A 17,410-nucleotide genomic window follows, 5' to 3' on the forward strand; every position below is an offset into this window, starting at 1 on the left:
GATGCCTCATGAAGCTTCTTAGAGTTGGTCCGCCAGGGCGTGAGCGACCGGCCATAATCGACCCGAATGGCGAGCCGCGCGATGTCAGCGATCTCATCGATGACTGGGACGGCCTGACGCTCGACGACGTTGTGCTCAATCAACTTCGCAAGATTGATCTGACAACCCTGCCAAGTCTAGATCCTGCCGAACGTATCGGGCCATGTGTCACGGGCGTTGGAAAATTCGTCTGCATCGGTCTGAACTACGCTGATCATGCAGCAGAAACGGGGGCCGACGTGCCGGCCGAGCCGGTGATTTTCTTCAAGGCGACAAGCGCGATTTGCGGGCCCGACGACAAGCTTGAAATTCCCCGCCGGTCGGAAAAGACCGACTGGGAAGTCGAACTCGGCGTCGTGATCGGCAAAGAGGCCAAATACGTCAGTGAGGCCGACGCCCTTGACCATATTGCCGGCTACTGCGTCGTGCATGACGTGTCTGAACGCGCCTTTCAGCTGGAAGGTACCGGGCAATGGGTAAAGGGCAAAAGCGCCGATACGTTCGGCCCGATTGGTCCATGGCTTGTCACCCGTGATGAAGTCGAGGACCCGCAGAAACTCTCCATGTGGCTCGACGTGAACGACGAAGCCATGCAGCGGGGCTCAACCGCGACTATGGTGTTCGGGGTATCGCACCTTGTAAGCTATCTTTCGCAGTATATGAGCCTGCAGCCAGGCGACATTATCTCGACAGGCACGCCCCCGGGTGTGGGCCTGTCGATGACTCCTCCGCGCTTTCTTCGAGCCGGCGACGTGGTGACCCTCGGTATTGAAGGGCTCGGAACACAAAGACAGGTGTGCATCAACGCCTAGAACCACCGTTAAAAAAAAAGAGGACGAGGGAATGGATATGGAAGAGATGAAATCTCAGTTTCTCGAAGCGCTTGAAGCGCCCTTGCCGCCGGACGCGCTCAGGGCTGCAGCGACGCGCTGTGCGTCAACGAGCAATCCATCTGACAAGGCCGACCGGCTGGCCATCGCAGCGACGCTGGCCCATGTCGCCTTTCTCGAACAGGACCGGATTGCCGAAACGTATGACGCCCTGGCAGCCGGATGGTCCGGCACGCCCGTCGATGCCGCGCCGATCTATTCATTCGCCCGGCCCGCAGAGCCCTCACCTGAAGGCCTGTGGGACGCGTACTGGGGCGTCGTCGAGGACGGCAAGGCTGGCAAGCTTGACGCCCTGTCGATCACAGCGCGCACGGCCGAGCTTGGCAAGTTCATGACACCGCAGACCCTGGACCGGATTGCCGAATACGCGAGCAGGTTCGAAGGCGTGGATGAGGCAGCCGCAGGCCCCATGCCGGAGCTGATCACGCTTGAGACGCTCGCGGCCTGTCCGAAGGGATCTCTGGGCCGGCAATTCCATGACCTTATCGTTGACAACAAGTTCGATCTGGAAGTGCTGGACCGGGACGCTATCGGGCTGTCTGATCTTCCCCAGCCGCTGGCCTATCTCAATACGCGGATGCTTCAAGCGCATGATCTCTGGCACATCACCGGCGGCTATGAGACGACGGCGCTGCATGAGATCGCCATCTCAGCCTTCCAGATGGCCCAGTTCGGTCACAATTATTCGGCGCAGTTTCTCTCAATAACTGCGGTGCTGGGAGCCGATGCACCCGGACCCGGATACGCCATTCTCATGGACACGATAACAAGTGCATGGAGACACGGTCGGCAATCCCCCGCGCTTATTCTCATTCCTTGGGAAGATGTCTGGCATCAGCCTGTCGAAACAATTCGCGGCCAATACAGCCTGACGACTTATGACAGCCCGCACCCGCCCGGTCTGATTGAACGCGGCCAGGCAATATCGCAAAAGCTCGAACGCGTAAAAGACTTTGTCCAACGCTTTCGCCGTGGTTTGTCGCGTACCTTCAACGGCGGCACCGTCTAACCGGTTTTGCTTCTTCAAAAACAGAGACGCTTTCGCATTGGTCTGACGACACCGCCACATTTTCCCGAATTTGAAGACCAGATCTGGCAAATTCCCGAAACGCCCGCCGCTGGCGGGCTTTTTCTTGTCCTATCGCCTCTGTTTTCCAGGAAATCCCCGATCAGCCGCGCTATTTCTGCCGAAGGGATTGCCAGGGGAACTTCACTTGATGTGTTATATCCCGGCCGCCCTGTTCTCACCGCCGTGTCAATCGACGATCAAGCAGAGGCGCGACGCGGCAGTTCTCGCAAGGCGCTGGTTTATGGTTGCTTGAGCGGATGGCGCGGTCCGACCAGTCTTTTCAAGTACCCTCGAACCCGTTCCCTGGCATTGGTTAGTCGTTTAGTTCAATATCCATCCAGATCGGCAGATGGTCAGAAGCGCGCTCTGCTGCTTGTCTCGACACCACGCCATGGCCCCCGATGGTCACCGGTTCATTGATGACGAACCGGTCCAGGTTGAAGCGCGGCGCTGATGCGTGAAAGGAAGGACCGGGCGCGATTTCGGTCCAGTTTGATCCCGACGGCAGAAGACTTTTAGTATTACGCCATTCGTTCAGATCGCCGCCAAGCATGATCGGCCCGTCAAACTGATGCGCGGCGTCGAGAACATGCGCCATCTGGGCCAGGCGGTCTCGTCGTCGCAATCCAAGATGAAGAGCGCCCAAGGTCAGGCTCAGCCCAGGTCTGGTCACTGTCGCCAGTATCGCGCCGCGCGGCTCCAGTCCTGGCAGATCAAGCGCGGTCATCGTCTGCAGTGTCAGATCTGGCCTTAACAGGATCGCATTGCCGTGGTGGCCAATCGAGGGGGTATCGGGATCGGCGTCGATGGCGGTCCATCCTGCCCGCCGCACGAGATCAAGGGGCAGGGCCGGCGGGCGGGGTGGCAGACGTTTGTCGCTTTCCTGCATTAGCACGATATCGGGTTCGAGCCCTTTGAGCACGCGCAGGACGCGCTCAGGCTCGCGGCGCCAATCAAGCCCGACGGCCTTGCGAATATTCCAGCTGACGATCCGGAGGCGCTGCATCAGAGGAGTGGACCAAACAGCCGGGCAACCGGGGCCAGTAATCGGACATGCCAGGGCCCTGGAACCGCGACCGGGCGCGACTTTGAAAAGTCGTCTTCCAGCATGGTCTCAACATCGAGCGCAAAGGACCGGTCCTCAATCAGCGCAGTCTGTTCGAAGTTCAGCAGGGCCGAGCGGATATCAAGATTAACCGTGCCGACCGACGCGATATCGTCGTCAATCAGCATGACCTTGGAATGCATGAATCCCGGCTGGTAGGCACAAATCTGAACGCCCGCTTCCTTCAGGCCGCGCGCGGCATTGCGCGATGCATACCAGGCTATGATGTTGTCAGAGGGCTCCGGGATAAGGATGCGCACCTCGACGCCGCGCAATGAAGCCAGCTGAAGCGCCGTCAACAGATCAGTATGCGGCACGAGATAGGGCGTCGCGATCCAGAGCCTGTGACGTGCGAGATTGACAAGCCCGCAGAGTAGCAGGCTGCCACGTTCGAGCCTGTCGGTTGGCCCGAAGCCCATCATGAGGCCGCGCTGAGGGCCATCAACGTCTGGCGGGGCGGCAGATTGGAGAAATGGTAGCTTCCTGCCTGTCACCGCCTCCCAATCGAACGCGAAGATATCGCGCAGCTGCGCCACCATCGGGCCTTTGATGCTGAGGTGCGTGTCACGCCAGGATTCGAACTTCTTTCCCCCATCGATATATTCATTTCCGACATTGATCCCCCCGGTAAACCCGAGCGAACCGTCGATTACCACTGCCTTGCGATGATTGCGGAAATTCACGCCGATGCGGCCCAGCGCGCGATGTGGGCCCGGAATGCCGTGTATTTCAATGCCTGCGGCCTGAAGGGCGCGGACATAGCTGAACCCAAGGAACAATGAGCCGACCATGTCGCAAAGTATGCGGACTTCAACTCCGCGCTTTGCCGCCTGAATCAAGCGCTCCCTAAGATTGTGGCCGATGGCGTCGGAGCGAATAATGTAAAACTGGACAAGTATCTCGCGCTCTGCCGCGTCTATGGCGGCGAAAATTGCATCAAATGTCGCCTGACCGTCCACAAGAAGCTTGACTGTATTGCCATCGGTCGGCGGGTTCGCGGCAAGGTTGGCGAAACTGTCGAGCCGCCCCTGTTCGGGTTTTGCGAGCGCCTGTACATCGTGTCCCGCCCTCCCGAACGACAGACGGGAGACGCTGCCAAATACCGCGAAGGCCGGTAATGCCAGAAGCGGAAAAGAAACGAGGAACACGACCCAGGCTGCTGCACCTTGCGGCGTTCTCGCAGTGGTGATCGCGGCGCGAGCTACCAAGATGCCAACAAGCACGAGCACGGCCTGCAAACCAATGCCTAGACCAATCATCGTCACGTCCTGTCCGTGTGATCAGCGCCCAGCACCGGGGATACGAATTTCCACGATCGAAGGCAAGGAAGGGTATTGCCAGAAGAACTTCGCTTGAGCCGCACGTACCGACCACTCCTATGTCCGCGGCATGATCCACGGAGACGCGTGGCGGCCCAGGCTCTTGTAGCGTTCCTGCTGGGCGGGCCTAAGTATATTGCGGCCCTTCAGGCACCGCTCGCTGAGCTCAAACTGATGCCGAGTGGTGGCATCACGCTGGACAATGTCAGTGAGTATCTTGCCCTTCCGAACGTCATTGCCGTCGGCGTCTCATGGCTGGCACCAACTGGTCTCCAGAGCCACCAGGACCGGAAAGCAATAACCCAAAACTGCGAGAAACTTGCGGAACGGCTCGCCGCAGACACGAACATCTAGGCTGGGCGCGCACGAACTGATGGCGGCATCAAGAGTTACATCGTCTCAGGCGCGCGTTCGTTTACCTTCGGGCCTGCTTTCGAAAGCTGCGACTGATAGGCCTCGATCCGAGCTTGCAATAGCTCACGTCCCTGCGGCGTTGCGGATCCTTTCAGACAAAGCGCATAGCCGACACCAACCGTCGCTGTCAGGGCGAAGGTCGACAGGCTGCCGACAGCCCAGGAGAGAAGCGCGCCGCCCGTTACATGCGCCATGGACTGCATGATCAGATCGGCCGGTATGTTGCTTGCGAGGTAGCCATCATTCACCGCATTGCGCACGAGCCCCAGCCAGATTGCACGCGTCTGGGCAAGCCGCTCTGGCGTCGCGAGCCCGGTATCGTCCTGGCCCGACGTGGTCAGAAGCGCACGCCACAGCGTGCGATAGAACTCCGGGTCACTCGTGTAATAGCTGAAAGCCAAGTCGTGCGCGCCGAAGATACGGTCGATGCTGTTACCACTATCGAGCTTGCGGAAACGTTCAGCGAAGTCACGCTCATCCTCGAGCACGGCGAGCACCACAGCGCGTTTTGATCCGAACAGATTGTAGGGTGTGGACAGGCTGACGCCCGCGCGCTGCGCCAGCGTACGCATGGATAGATCCGTCTCGCCTGTTTCACGGATCAGGTCGCGTGCAGCGCGCACGATATCGCTGCGCCGACGAGCCTTGGCCTGCTCGCGCTTGCCCAAGTCTTCCACGGTTTCAAGGCCCTTCCCTGCCGCTCTCTCAGGCCGCAAGTTCAGCCTCAACGGAGGTCTGCCGCATATCGGCTTTCGGGTCGAGGTTGAGCGCCAGCATCATCTGATCTCGCTCCGGCCCCAGCTTTGGCGGATAGGCGGCCGCATTCCGCTTCCTGCCGCGCGCCCAACACCAGAGAACCCGCCCCAGATTGGCTGGTTTGCCGAGCCATTTGTTTGGATGTTCCAGCATATGAAAGCCGCGCATGGCCTGACGAAGAAGGTCCACGTCAGAGCGCAACGCGATCCGCACGCCATCGTCAAAGAAGCTCTCCACCAGTTTGCCGCGCCAGCTCTTCTTATAGCCTCGTGTTAAAGCAGCTTCAGCCCGTTTGATGGCGGAGCGGTCCTGGGCGCGCTGGTTCATATAGTAAGGTCGAAGTTCTGTGCGCAGCTTGCCATGATAAACGCGTTGCCGCTCGCTCGCGTCAGACGTTTCTTCAAGCGTTTCACGTAGCATTTCTGCGCTGACCGCGGCAAAGGAGCAGCCACGCCCATAGAGCGGGTTCGTGCGCACCAGCGTGTCTCCAAGCGGATAGTAATTACGCGTTGCCGGTTTCTCATCAACGACCATGTCGCGCCAACGGCTGTGCAGGTCACCCATACCGTGAACCTTGCCGCGCGGCTCGGACCGGGCCGCATCGGTCCATGGCTCAACGCCCGGAAGCTGAAGCGTGATCGCGTGGAATACGTCCGGATTCATGATGGCCTTGCGAAGCTCAAGTTCGACTTCGGGCACCGAAACCGTCACCGAAAAGTAGCCATTGTCACCGGGGAAGACGCCAAACTTGATATAACCAAGGTCACCGCTAGCTGGCGGGTTTTCGGCCCGCGAGGGCTCTTCCTGCCCGGGGCGTAGCCGATAGTGGCGAGTGAAGTAGAGGATACCCGCCGTTTCGCTCTCCTCCCCAATTGCCGCGCCTTCATCCATCAGCTGCTGGATCAGAAAGCCCGATTTGCCGCTTGCATCGACGATAATGTCTGCAGACAGAACCACTGGCTCATTATTCTCTGCTCCGCTTACACCGTTGACCTCAATGACGCTGCCTTCGCCCGACTGCGTGGTCAGTTTGCGCACGAAAAAGCCGGACCGGATCGTGACATTCTCCAGCCCGTCGACATAGCGGCGAATGGCCAGCTCAAGCGTCGTTCGGCGACTGGTGATAATGGTGAGGTCTGCATCCTCAGGCAGCGGCTCATAGAGCTCACGCTGCTGCTCGGTCAGCATCATGTCGAAGGTGAGATCGCGCGTACCGAGGGCTTTCAGCTCCTGAAGTAGCTCTGGATGGTGCTGCTTGATGATGTTGCGAAGACGGGCAAGAAAGGCATGGCTCTGACGGACATGGCCCGCCCCGCGCCGGTGCCAGTCGAGGAATACGACGTCCGGATCATCAGCAGGCGGTGGCTGGTCCCGCTCCAGTATGGTGATCTGGCGGCCGGTTGGCGCGAGCGACAGCGCGGTACAGAGCCCGCCAATACCAGCACCAATGACGAGGACTGTCTCTGTCATCCATCTACCTCCTTCAGGAAGCGAAGAATGACCTCATTGGTCTTTTCCGGTGCTTCCTGCTGCGTCCAGTGGCCAATTCCAGGAATGAGCTCATTGATGCGCAGGTCGCGCACATAGGTCGGCATCGCCTGATAGGCTTCGGCGGCCATCATGATGACGCCATCATTTGCGCCGCCCAGAAAGAAGGCGGGCTGGTCAATGTGTTCCGGCGCGCCTTCGGTGAGCTTCCACGCCAGGTCATGATTACGGTAATAGTTAAGCGGCCCACGCATGCCCGAGCGGGTGAACTCGGCCGCATAGAAATCGAGGTCTTCCTCGCTCAACCAGCCCGGAAGTTTGTCCGGGTTGGGCAAGCCGGAGAACATGTCGTCCTCTGGGCCCTTAACCGGTAGCTGGGTCAAATCAGTCTCACCGCCTGCAAGCACCATGAATTTTTTCAGGGCGGTGCGAATGTCGGCTTCAAACTCAGCCTCGGCCACGCCCGGCTCAAAGAAGTAGAGCTGGTAGAAGAACTGGCCCTTGAACATTTCCCGCATGGCCGGCATCGGCTGGACCGGAGAGCGCGGCATGAAGGGCACCGATAGCGCCCCAACCGCCCGCACCTTGTCGGGATGATGTAGCGCCGTCGCCCAGGCTGTCGGCGCGCCCCAGTCGTGGCCGATGACGATCGCTTGGTCATACCCCAGCGCGGGGATCAGGCCGATAATGTCCTTGCGGACCTCGACTTGGTTATAGGCCTCGATCTCATGCGGCTTGTCGGACTTGCCATAACCGCGCATGTCCGGTGCCACGACATGGTAGCCAGCTTCCGCAATCGCCTTGAACTGGTGGCGCCAGGAATACCACGACTCCGGAAAGCCATGCAGGAGCAGGACGAGAGGCCCCTCCCCTGCTTCTGCAATGTTTAGCTCTATGCCATTCGTTGCGATCCGGCGCTCACTCACTCCCGGCCAGCTCATTCGGCTGCGACCAGTTCAGGCTGCCGGGACGTCTCGCCCGGCAGGACAGCGCCGCGCGCTTCCTGATAGCCACCCTTGGCCGACCATGCGATGCCACCGCTTACGATCACCGTGTCGACGCCGTGGGATTCGCGCACATAGCGGCTACCATCGCCCGGCACGTCCTGAACAAACTTTTCCACGCCGCGATTGACTGTCTGCGGGTCAAAAACGGCTATATCGGCGATGTAGCCAGACTGTAAAAGGCCGCGTTCAGGAATGCCCCAGATCGACGCCGTGTCAGAGGTGATCTTCTTCACCGCATCCTCGAGCCGCATGGTCTTCAGGTCGCGGACGAAATGCGCGAACAGGTAGCCCGTGTCGCCATATGTCGAGAAGGACAGGATGTGCGCCCCGCCATCGCTGGCCCCGATATGCACTCGCGGATGCTTGAGCAGGCTGACGACTTTCTCATCGTCATTATGGCCCATGTCGGCAGCAAGGAAGTGCGCCTCCAGATCCTCTTCGACTGAAATGTCGATCATGGCCTCTACCGGCGTGACACCCCGGTCAGCGGCGATGCCCGCGAGGGTCTGGCCCACATATTTCTGGTTTGCCTCGGTTTTAACCTGGCGAAGGACAAGCTTTTCCCAGAGACCTTTTGCGTCGGCGACCTCAGCGGCCCGCGCCTTTCTGTTCTCAGGATCGGCGAAGTGTGCCTTGATTTCCACCGGGGTGCCGAAGCGCATGATCCGGTACCAGTTCGAGTAGCGGATGAAGAGGAGGCTCGGTACGGCAAAAGAGAAAGAGATGTCGATCGGGCGGGTCTGCACCTGCGGCCAGACACGAGCGCCACGGGCAAACTGCTCATCAACGCGCTTCATCACCCTGTCGACCGCGTCCACATTATCCGCATTCACGAAGAGCGGCGAGAAGGTCGTTGGGATCTGATACTTGATCGACAACTCTGCGAGTTGATCAAGCCGCGCAATCGTGAGGTCCGGGTCGTAAAATTCCGGAACGATCTGCAGCATGCGGCCATACTCACCTAGAACGGCGGCAAGCGCATCGACTTCGCGCGCGTCGGCATAACGGCTTGGCACGGGCTGTAGCGTCTCATCCATGTCGACATAGCTGGTGGAAAGGCCCGCTGCGCCAGCGTTGAGACATTCGCGCAGGACGTCCTGCATCTGCGCGATTTCCCCATCTGTCGCCGTGCGCTCTGTGGCGGCATCATTCATTACCCATAGGCGAATGACGCTGTGACCCACAAGTGGCGCAACGTTGATCGCGAGGCCCTTGCGGATGCGCGTGATATATTCAGAGAAGGTCTCCCAGTCCCAGACGACACCTTCGCGGAAAGCCTTGTAGGGCATTTCCTCAATCTGGTTGAACATGCCGACCAGGCGCATGCGGTGGTCAGCTTTCAAAGGCGCCAGCGAGAGGGAGCAATTGCCCGGAACGATCGTCGTGACACCATGTGACAGGGCCGGCTTCGCGGCGCCATCCCAGAGAAGCTGGGCATCGAAGTGGGTGTGCGGATCAATGAAGCCAGGTGCGACGACCTTGCCGGATGCGTCGACTTCCTTGTCAGCGGTTTCAGCAATCTTGCCAATCTTGGCGATACGATTGCCTTTGACGGCAACGTCGGCCTGATAGCCTGGCAGGCCGGAGCCATCGACGACCGTGCCGTTGCGGATAATGAGATCATACATGGGGCGTTTCCCTCTGGTCTTGTCTTTGTTCGTTGAGATATCGGGCCGAAGAGGCGGCGAGTGCGTCGCGCACATGCTCCCACCCGGTGCCGGTCAGGTCTTCCGGCTGGTCTGCGCCGGTCGACTTCATCAGTTGGCTTGTCGCGTACTCATCAAGCGTCACGAGAGACTGCCCGCCATTCTCGAAGGCGAGCGTCACAATCAGCTCCGCGATACCATCATGGGCGGCGGCGATCTGGACGTGCTTGATGATTGCGCTGTTCATGCGGCTGCCATGGGTGGCTCGATGAAGATCACGTCGCTCGGCAGGATCGGATTGCCGGCGCGCGGGCTGCCTTCCGGGGCCGGTGCGCGCATGTAGACGTGAAGGTTCCAGCTCTGCAGGCTGGAGACGCCCTCGTCAGTCTTCAGCTTCGGCAATTCCCGCTCGGCAATCGTCGCCCAGCTATCGCCAGTCTGCGGCCGAATAAATTTGCGGACAACCGATAGGTTGGCATCAGTCATGTTTCGCTCCCGTCCTGTTTCCACAAAATTAGAACATGTTCTGATATTTCTCACAAGCGTTTTCACCGCGACTGACCCGCCAGGACAGGAGGGATCCCGGACTGGCGACGTGACCGCAGCCTGAACGGCGAGGTCCGGCTTGGTTAAGTGCAGCGGTCCTAGACAAGGCTCAGTGGGCGTCGCTCTCGCGCCTTCGACCCTGAAAGGAAAACTGAAAATGAAACTCCGTCTTCTCCTCGCCGCGTCCGCCAGCCTTGTCTCTGTTGCCGCCGCCGCACCGGTCGCCGATGCGCAACCGCGCAGCCAGATCCGCATCGAACAATCCGGCATGAATAATCAGTTTGCAGGCCGCCAGAGTGGCTATCAGGTGTCCCTATCGGTGAAGCAGGATGGCTATGAGCAGTACATTCAGGCAGCCCAAAGTGGGGCGCATGCAGTCGCCGCAATACGTCAGTATGGAAAGCGAAACGAAGCCGGCCTGACGCAGGATGGATGGCGCAACCGGTCGTTCCTTGGACAACTCGGCGCCTATAACCGGTCGAACACCTACCAGTCCGGCAGTAACAATATCACCGGGATCGCCCAGATGGGATCAAACAATACGGCGCTGACGACCCAGACTGGCTCCTACAGCGCGCTGGGCGTCATTCAGGTTGGCAATGGTCAGACGACGAATGTCACCCAGACACGAAGCGGAGAAGTAAAGCTCGTCATCCAGGGTGGATTCTGAACAGGCACCGGGTATCAAACCACCAGACAAAGCAGGAAAGGCCCGGACGCCTCTCCTGCTTTTTGCTTTTGTATCCGCCCGAAGCCTCACCCAGATCGACGCGTCTCACCGGCATTCAAATCGGTGAGCGGAAGGTGAACGACACACTCCGTTTTGGTTAAGTGGGGGCTTCCTAAACAGGATCCTGTGACGCGGTCATCGCGTACACTAGACCCTGAAAGGACCTGAACATGAACCTCCGTATTCTTCTCGCCGCATCGCTCAGCGTTGTCTCCATCGCCGCCACTGTTTCGACCGCTGACGCACAGTCGCGTAACAACGTCCGCATCAAACAGTCGGGCTATTCAAATGAGATTGCAGGCCGTCAGACCGGCTACCAGCAGTCGCTTTCGGTCCGCCAGAATGGCTATGGCCAGTTCATCAGCACCTATCAGAACGGCGCTCGCAATGGCGCGACCGTTGGCCAGTATGGCAGAAGCAATGATGCGGTCCTCGCCCAGCATGGCCGCCGCAACTCTACCGTCGTCGGCCAGAACGGTGCCTACAATTACGCCGACACCTATCAGAACGCCTATGCCAGCACGACTGGCGTTGCCCAGATCGGTAACGGCCACACCGCTGTCACCACGCAGACCGGCGCATATAACGGCCTCGGCGTCATCCAGGTTGGCGAAGGCCAGCACGCAAATGTTCGCCAGTCCGGCCGGGGCAATGTGACCCTCGTCATCCAGGGCGACCACTAACCACCAAGTCAGCAATCGGCCGGGAGCGCACTTCGCTCTCGGCCTTCTTTTCAAGGACTGACCGATGACATGCGGCGAATAGAGCCGACAAGTCCAACAGTACAATCAACCCCTTCGCCAGGTCGGCGGAGGGGTTTTCTTCGCCCGGCATCCAGCTTCGCGCCGCGCTAGGTAGTGTTCCTCATTGGCTGCCGACTGTTTGACGCGTTTGCTGCTGTGCCAGGCAGCAAGAGGGCGCGAGGCCATGGATGGATCATTCTCTCACGACTTCGGGGCGCCGGATGCCATCGACGCCCAGTTCCCGTCAGAAGCATTCAAGCGCGAAGTTGATCGCTTTCTTGCACGTGAACTGACACCCGACCTCAAGGAGGCCGGGCGCGCGACGACCGGTCTCAAATCACCCTCCTGGGCCTGTAAGGCGTGGCGACAGAAACTGTTAGACAAGAGGTGGCTCGCGCCTAGCTGGCCAAGAGCTCATGGCGGCGCGGGGTGGTCCACGGCGCAGCGGCTCTATTTTGAACAGGCTTGCGCCGCGAATGACGCGCCCCTCATCATGTCGTCCGGCATCCGCACCATCGGCCCTCTCTTGATGCAGGAAGGCACAGCTGAACAGCAGACATATTACCTTCCCCGCATTCTGACCGGCGAGCATGAATGGTGTCAGGGTTTTTCCGAGGCTGGCGCCGGATCAGACCTCCCTGCACTCTCGATGAAGGCAGAGCTCATCGGCGACCATTTCCTGCTGAATGGCACTAAGCTCTGGACGAGCTTCGCCGAGATGGCGACGCATATGTACATGCTGGCCCGCAGCGAGCCGGGCTCAATCGGCCGCGACGGGCTTGTCTTCCTCCTGCTCGACATGTCGCTGCCCGGCATCAAAGTCCGTCCGATCCAATGTATCGACGGCTCGGACGAGATTTGCGAAGTCCATTTCGACAATGTGAAGGCGCCTTCGAGCGCGGCACTCGGCAAGGCAGGCGATGGCTGGCGCATCGCGCGGGTCCTGATGAAGATCGCCCGCTCAAACAACACGACCACAGGAACGCTGAGACAGGCCTGGCGCGCTGCAGCACGGTTTGTGGCTGCTGCAGCGAATGAGCCCTACCTCAAGCGCCGCCTGGACCTGGTTGAGGCCGACATCACCGGATTCGAGGCGCTGGAGGCGAGGCTTTCGAAAGAACACGACCAGCTCAATGACGCTTCCCGCTCAGCGATGATGAAACTGCGCGCCAGCGAGCTACATCAGGAAATCACCGAGGTCGCGCTCGAAGCTGCGCCGCACGATGAAAAAGCGCTTGCGAAGTACTTCTTTACACGCGCCGCGACGATCTATTCAGGTACGAGCGAAATCCACCGCAACAGCCTTGCCCGCGCAATTGGCTGCCCTTGAACCCTGAAAACTAAAAAGCCGCTAAGCGCCTAGCCCGCAATGGCGTGACGCTTGGCCGCCCGAACGAGACGTGGATCCAGCGCGGCCGCCACATTGCGGATGAGGAGACGAGCGCTTTCAGGCACGCGGACTTTCAGACCGTCGATGATACAGAGCTCGTGCGCCTCAAGCTGGCGCAAACGCGACAGCGCGGCGTCAAACTCATGGCGATCGTAACCGAAACGATGCAGCACATCCCCTAGATCGATTTCGAGATCGCAAAGCAGCCTCTCGATCGCATAGGCGCGCATCTCGTCCTTACCCGTCTTTGCAATGCCGCGAGCGATGGGCAGTTCGCCGTCCAGCACGCTATTGCGCCATTCCAGCAGGCCCTTCTGGCCCTGAGCGTAGCCTTGCGGGAAGCCTGAGATTGCCGTCTGCCCGATGCCGATGAGGTAGCGGCTCTGATCGTCCGTATAGCCTTGGAAATTACGCCGCAGCCGCCCTTCGACCGCTGCGATGGCAAGACTGTCGGTTGGCAGGGCATAGTGGTCGAAGCCGATGCTCACATAGCCTGCCTTTTCGAAAATGCGTTCAGCGATTTCAGCCTGGCGCATACGTTCGGCAAGTCCTGGCAGATCCGCCTCGGCGATGGCGCGCTGATGTTTGGCAAACCACGGTACATGCGCGTAGCCGAAGACCGAAATGCGGTTGACACCGGTCTGAGCGCAGTAGTCGGCCGCCTCGGCGACATCCGCTTCGGTCTGAAGCGGCAGGCCATACATGAGGTCAGCATTCAGCGCCCGAATGCCGACCCGGCGAAGCGATGCGATATGCCGGGTGATCATTGAGCGTGGCTGGATCCGGTTGATCGCTTTCTGGACCGGCAGGCTCAGCGTCTGAATGCCGAGGCTGGCGCGCGTTACACCGCTATCGGCCATTGCCTCAATCATGCCATCACTCAGGACACGGGGGTCGAGCTCAACTGAAAACTCCGCTTCTTCTGCGACCCGAAATCTGGATCGGATATGGCTTATTAGGCGGCGAAAATCATCGGGCGACAGTGCGTTGGGCGTGCCCCCGCCAAAATGCAGATGACGGACCTCCCCCTCGCCAATCTGGGCCGACCAGAGGTCGACCTCGTTCAGAAGGACATCGAAATAGGAAGCAATGCGGTCATAGCCGTTCGGGACAGATGTCGCGCAGCCGCAATACCAGCAAAGCTTTCGGCAGAACGGGATATGGACATAGACTGACAGGCCTTCGTCTGCACCGATGCCGGAGACCCAGGTTTTTACGGTTTCAGCGTTCACCGACTCATCGAAATCAACTGCAGTGGGATAGCTCGTATAACGAGGTACCTGCGCGCCAGCGAACTCGATCCAGTCGTCACTCATGTCTGCCAACCCCTTGTTCGATGAATTGGCAGAAAATTAGCTAGAGAGGCGCCAAGCGTCTTTAGGTAGACCTACTTACAGGGATCTTCAGCGGGGCGGTCCTCATCGATCAGGATGCGGGCCGCAGCACCGTCCGGGTCATCGAACTGCCCTTCCCGCACCGCCCAGATAAAGCTGACAAGTCCAACCAGTCCCAGCATCAAGGCAACGGGAATAAGGAAGACGAGCATTTCCATATCAGGCCCCCTTCCAGCCGGGGCGAAGCGCATTCAGCGTCACAATGATGGATGAGCCGGACATTGCAATCGCAGCAACGAGAGGCGTGGCAAAACCGGCCACAGCAATCGGCACCGCGATGAAGTTATAGACCGCAGCAAGTGAGAAGTTCTGCACCATCCGTCGGCGGGCAAGGCGCGACGCGTCGATTATAGTCAAGATCGCGCCAAGGCCTGTGCCTGTGTAGACACCGTCACTCGCAGACTGGCTGACATCCATGGCGCCGCCTGGCGCGAGTGAGGCATGCGCCAGCGAAAGCGAAGCAGCGTCATTGAGGCCGTCGCCGATCATCAGAACCTTGCGGCCTTCCGCGCGCAGCTTTTCCAGTCGCTCAACCTTGTCGGCCGGGCTTGCGCCCGCGCGCCAATCCGCCACCGACAGCGCCGATGCAATCGTGGCCACCGCCTCCTGGCGGTCGCCCGACAGGATTTCGACACTAATGCCGCGGCGACGAAGCGTTTCTACGACGTTTTCCGCGCCGGGGCGCATCGCATCCTCAAACAGGAAGCGATGAGGGGCCCCATCACCCTCAACATACCAGAGCTGCAGGCTGGTCGTGGCAGCCGACGTCCCCTCGCCGACCCATTCGGCAGACCCAAGACGGCAACGAACACCATCAATCTCAGCCTCAAGACCAAGGCCCGGATGCTCCTTCACATGGGCAGCGACACTTCCTGCGCCAGCCGCAGCGACGAGCGCGCGTGACAGCGGATGGCGGGAGGCGCGCGCAAGGCGGGCAGCACGCCGAAGCATGTCCTGGTCATGGGGACTGCGAACAAGCTCAGGTTCCCCAAGGGTCAGCGTGCCGGTCTTGTCGAAGACGACGTGATCGCACTCTGCGATCCGTTCAAGCGCATCGCCGGAGCGAAGGAAGACACCCTTGCGGAACAGGCGACCGGCGGCCACCACCTGCACGACAGGCGCGGCAAGCGCCAGCGCACAGGGACAGGTGATAATGAGCGTAGAGACGGCGATCATGATCGCTTCACGCACGCCGGCCCCGGTCAGAAGCCAGCCAATCAGGGTCAGCGCAGCGGTTGTGTGGACCAGCGGAATATAGAGAGAGACCGCCTTGTCTGCGATGCGGCGATACTTGGAACGACGTTGCTCACCTGCCTCCAGCATACGCGCGATATCGGCGAGCAGAGAGTCGCTCGCAGCCGAGATCGCGCGCCCACGCAACGGCTGTGTCAGATTGATTGAGCCCGCAAAGAGACGCGCTCCAGGCGCGATGGCACGCGGCAGGCTCTCACCGCTGACGAGGCTCTCATCAGCCTGGCTGACACCTTCCAGCACGTCGATATCGACGGTGAGGCGCTCACCCGGCGCAACCAGCACGATGTCTCCCGCAATGATCTCATCGGCACGCACAGAGCGTGCTTCAGTGCCGTCCAGACGTGTCACTGTTCGCGCCTGAAGCGCCGCGAGATCATGCGCGGCGGCATGGGTTCGCCTGCGAAGGCGGGTATCAAGGAAGCGGCCTATCAGCAGGAAGAAGAGCAGCATGACGGCGGCATCGAAATAGGCATGTTCGCCGCCTCGGATTGTCTCTGCGACACTCACGCCAAGGGCAAGCAGAACGGCGAGCGAGATCGGCACATCCATATTCGCATGGCCGCGGCGAAGCGCTGACCAAGCCGACTGGAAGAAAATGCGGCCCGAAAAGAGCGCGGCCGGAAGCGCAATGGCGCCAGAGATCGCATGCAGGACCCGCCGGGTCGTCTCGCCCATCTCGCCATGACCCGACCAGATCGACACCGAGAGCAGCATCACATTCGCGGCTGCAAAAGCTGCAACCGCCATCGCGATAAGGAGCTTGCGTTCCTCGATCTTGTCCGCGCTGTCTGCAGCGTCGGGCGCGAAGGGGGCGACACCATACCCGAGCGCGGACACCGTCCCTGCGACGTCATTTGCCGAAAGGTCGCCGCGCCAGCGCACATCAAACCGGCCATTGGAGAGGTTGAGGCGCGCCTGCGTCACACCGGGAAGGGCCTGCACGCTCTTCTCGATCCTGGAGAGGCAGCCAGCACATTTTGCGCCGCGTACAGTCAGCTGCAGGCTATTGCCTTCAGGCGAGCGACGGACGAACGCGCTGATGTCGCTCGCACGCGCCTGTTCAGCGGGTGCGAGTCCGCTGGGGCAGCCTGCAGAGGGATTACCCGTAGCGGTCACGGCACCCTCACATCCTTGCGGGCTTCGAGTTTGACCTCACCGGAAACATTCGTGGCAGTGACAATCATTTCCCACTGACCGGAATCGAGCCCGGCCAGCTTGGCGCTGTAGAAACCCGGCTTGCCCGCGGGGGTCAGCGCCACCGTGACGTCCTGCGCACCGGTTGCCAGCCGGCGAAGCTTCGCCTCAACGTTGAGCCCGCCGACAGGCGCACCATCCGCGCCGGCGACTTCGACGGCAATCGTGTCGGCACCAGACAGGCCTGCCCGCACTGTCCAGCCAAGCTCGGCCTGCGCCCGGCGCGCTTCCAGCGTCTCATTATAGCTTAGGCCTTGCAGATAGGACTTTTCGACATCCTCACCGGGGAAGCTGGTGATCGCCGAATAGAGAAAGAAGCCGTTCACGGTGAACATGACGCCGAAAAAGGCGAGCATAATGAGGAGAACGTGCCAGCCCTTTAGCTGACGCCCGTGCGGAGTGTCGTTAAGAGTTGCTGTTGTCATG

Annotated in this window: 18 protein-coding genes; 6 read left to right on the forward strand and 12 right to left on the reverse strand. The window is 60.1% G+C overall.

Going from position 1 to position 17,410, the window contains the following annotated elements; genetic code table 11:
* Positions 1-8 precede the first annotated feature (8 nt).
* Both O4G74_RS00180 and O4G74_RS00185 read left to right on the forward strand, forming a co-directional pair.
* Positions 9-851: a fumarylacetoacetate hydrolase family protein gene (locus tag O4G74_RS00180; protein ID WP_269400656.1), complete on the forward strand. Its 843-nt coding sequence runs from the start codon at positions 9-11 to the stop codon at positions 849-851.
* Between the two features lie 31 nt (positions 852-882).
* Positions 883-1,938, forward strand: coding sequence for a Coq4 family protein (locus tag O4G74_RS00185; RefSeq protein WP_269400657.1), 1,056 nt, complete (start codon positions 883-885; stop codon positions 1,936-1,938).
* A 373-nt stretch (positions 1,939-2,311) separates the two neighbouring features.
* Here the strand turns inward: O4G74_RS00185 and O4G74_RS00190 are convergent, their stop codons facing one another.
* Complete coding sequence (locus O4G74_RS00190; protein ID WP_269400658.1) at positions 2,312-3,004, reverse strand: endonuclease/exonuclease/phosphatase family protein; 693 nt, start codon at positions 3,002-3,004, stop codon at positions 2,312-2,314.
* The gene (cls, locus tag O4G74_RS00195; protein WP_269400659.1) at positions 3,004-4,362 is read right to left on the reverse strand and encodes a cardiolipin synthase; all 1,359 of its coding nucleotides are present in this window, start codon (positions 4,360-4,362) and stop codon (positions 3,004-3,006) included. The genes O4G74_RS00190 and cls overlap by 1 nt, the downstream gene beginning before the upstream one ends.
* Positions 4,363-4,509: 147 nt before the next feature.
* On the opposite strand from cls, the gene O4G74_RS00200 reads away from it, so the two are divergent.
* The gene (locus O4G74_RS00200) at positions 4,510-4,776 is read left to right on the forward strand and encodes a hypothetical protein (RefSeq protein WP_269400660.1); all 267 of its coding nucleotides are present in this window, start codon (positions 4,510-4,512) and stop codon (positions 4,774-4,776) included.
* Positions 4,777-4,811: 35 nt separating this feature from the next.
* Here O4G74_RS00200 and O4G74_RS00205 read toward each other — a convergent pair whose 3' ends face one another.
* Genes O4G74_RS00205 through O4G74_RS00230 form a run of 6 tightly spaced genes read right to left on the reverse strand, consistent with a single transcriptional unit; the run spans position 4,812 to position 10,219 of the window.
* Entirely contained in the window at positions 4,812-5,552 is a 741-nt protein-coding gene (locus tag O4G74_RS00205; protein ID WP_269400661.1) for a TetR/AcrR family transcriptional regulator, read from the reverse strand.
* Positions 5,542-7,062: an FAD-dependent oxidoreductase gene (locus tag O4G74_RS00210; RefSeq protein ID WP_269400662.1), complete on the reverse strand. Its 1,521-nt coding sequence runs from the start codon at positions 7,060-7,062 to the stop codon at positions 5,542-5,544. Before O4G74_RS00210 ends, O4G74_RS00205 begins: the two co-directional genes overlap by 11 nt.
* Positions 7,059-8,021, reverse strand: coding sequence for an alpha/beta fold hydrolase (locus O4G74_RS00215; protein ID WP_269400663.1), 963 nt, complete (start codon positions 8,019-8,021; stop codon positions 7,059-7,061). Before O4G74_RS00215 ends, O4G74_RS00210 begins: the two co-directional genes overlap by 4 nt.
* Entirely contained in the window at positions 8,018-9,715 is a 1,698-nt protein-coding gene (locus tag O4G74_RS00220) for an N-acyl-D-amino-acid deacylase family protein (protein ID WP_269400664.1), read from the reverse strand. Before O4G74_RS00220 ends, O4G74_RS00215 begins: the two co-directional genes overlap by 4 nt.
* Complete coding sequence (locus tag O4G74_RS00225) at positions 9,708-9,980, reverse strand: hypothetical protein (RefSeq protein WP_269400665.1); 273 nt, start codon at positions 9,978-9,980, stop codon at positions 9,708-9,710. Before O4G74_RS00225 ends, O4G74_RS00220 begins: the two co-directional genes overlap by 8 nt.
* A complete protein-coding gene (locus O4G74_RS00230; RefSeq protein ID WP_269400666.1) occupies positions 9,977-10,219 on the reverse strand; it encodes a hypothetical protein in 243 nt (80 codons plus the stop codon). The genes O4G74_RS00225 and O4G74_RS00230 overlap by 4 nt, the downstream gene beginning before the upstream one ends.
* A gap of 217 nt (positions 10,220-10,436) precedes the next feature.
* Between O4G74_RS00230 and O4G74_RS00235 the strand changes: the two genes are divergently transcribed.
* The 3 genes from O4G74_RS00235 to O4G74_RS00245 all read left to right on the forward strand — a co-directional run bounded on the left by O4G74_RS00235 (position 10,437) and on the right by O4G74_RS00245 (position 13,082).
* The gene (locus O4G74_RS00235; RefSeq protein WP_269400667.1) at positions 10,437-10,949 is read left to right on the forward strand and encodes a curlin-associated protein; all 513 of its coding nucleotides are present in this window, start codon (positions 10,437-10,439) and stop codon (positions 10,947-10,949) included.
* Between the two features lie 230 nt (positions 10,950-11,179).
* A complete protein-coding gene (locus O4G74_RS00240) occupies positions 11,180-11,692 on the forward strand; it encodes a curlin-associated protein (RefSeq protein ID WP_119379788.1) in 513 nt (170 codons plus the stop codon).
* 244 nt (positions 11,693-11,936) lie between these two features.
* On the forward strand, positions 11,937-13,082 hold the full coding sequence (locus O4G74_RS00245; protein ID WP_269400668.1) for an acyl-CoA dehydrogenase family protein: 1,146 nt from the start codon (positions 11,937-11,939) through the stop codon (positions 13,080-13,082).
* A 29-nt stretch (positions 13,083-13,111) separates the two neighbouring features.
* Here O4G74_RS00245 and hemN read toward each other — a convergent pair whose 3' ends face one another.
* The 4 genes from hemN to O4G74_RS00265 form a co-directional block, all read right to left on the reverse strand.
* On the reverse strand, positions 13,112-14,458 hold the full coding sequence (gene hemN, locus O4G74_RS00250; protein ID WP_269400669.1) for an oxygen-independent coproporphyrinogen III oxidase: 1,347 nt from the start codon (positions 14,456-14,458) through the stop codon (positions 13,112-13,114).
* 71 nt (positions 14,459-14,529) lie between these two features.
* Complete coding sequence (gene ccoS, locus O4G74_RS00255; protein ID WP_269400670.1) at positions 14,530-14,694, reverse strand: cbb3-type cytochrome oxidase assembly protein CcoS; 165 nt, start codon at positions 14,692-14,694, stop codon at positions 14,530-14,532.
* Between the two features lies 1 nt (position 14,695).
* Positions 14,696-16,906, reverse strand: coding sequence for a heavy metal translocating P-type ATPase (locus tag O4G74_RS00260; protein ID WP_269400671.1), 2,211 nt, complete (start codon positions 16,904-16,906; stop codon positions 14,696-14,698).
* Positions 16,903-17,409, reverse strand: a complete 507-nt coding sequence (locus tag O4G74_RS00265; RefSeq protein WP_269400672.1) for a FixH family protein — start codon at positions 17,407-17,409, stop codon at positions 16,903-16,905. The genes O4G74_RS00260 and O4G74_RS00265 overlap by 4 nt, the downstream gene beginning before the upstream one ends.
* Position 17,410: the final 1 nt, after the last annotated feature.

The sequence above is a fragment of the Henriciella marina genome (assembly GCF_027213945.1).
Taxonomy (GTDB): domain Bacteria; phylum Pseudomonadota; class Alphaproteobacteria; order Caulobacterales; family Hyphomonadaceae; genus Henriciella; species Henriciella marina_A.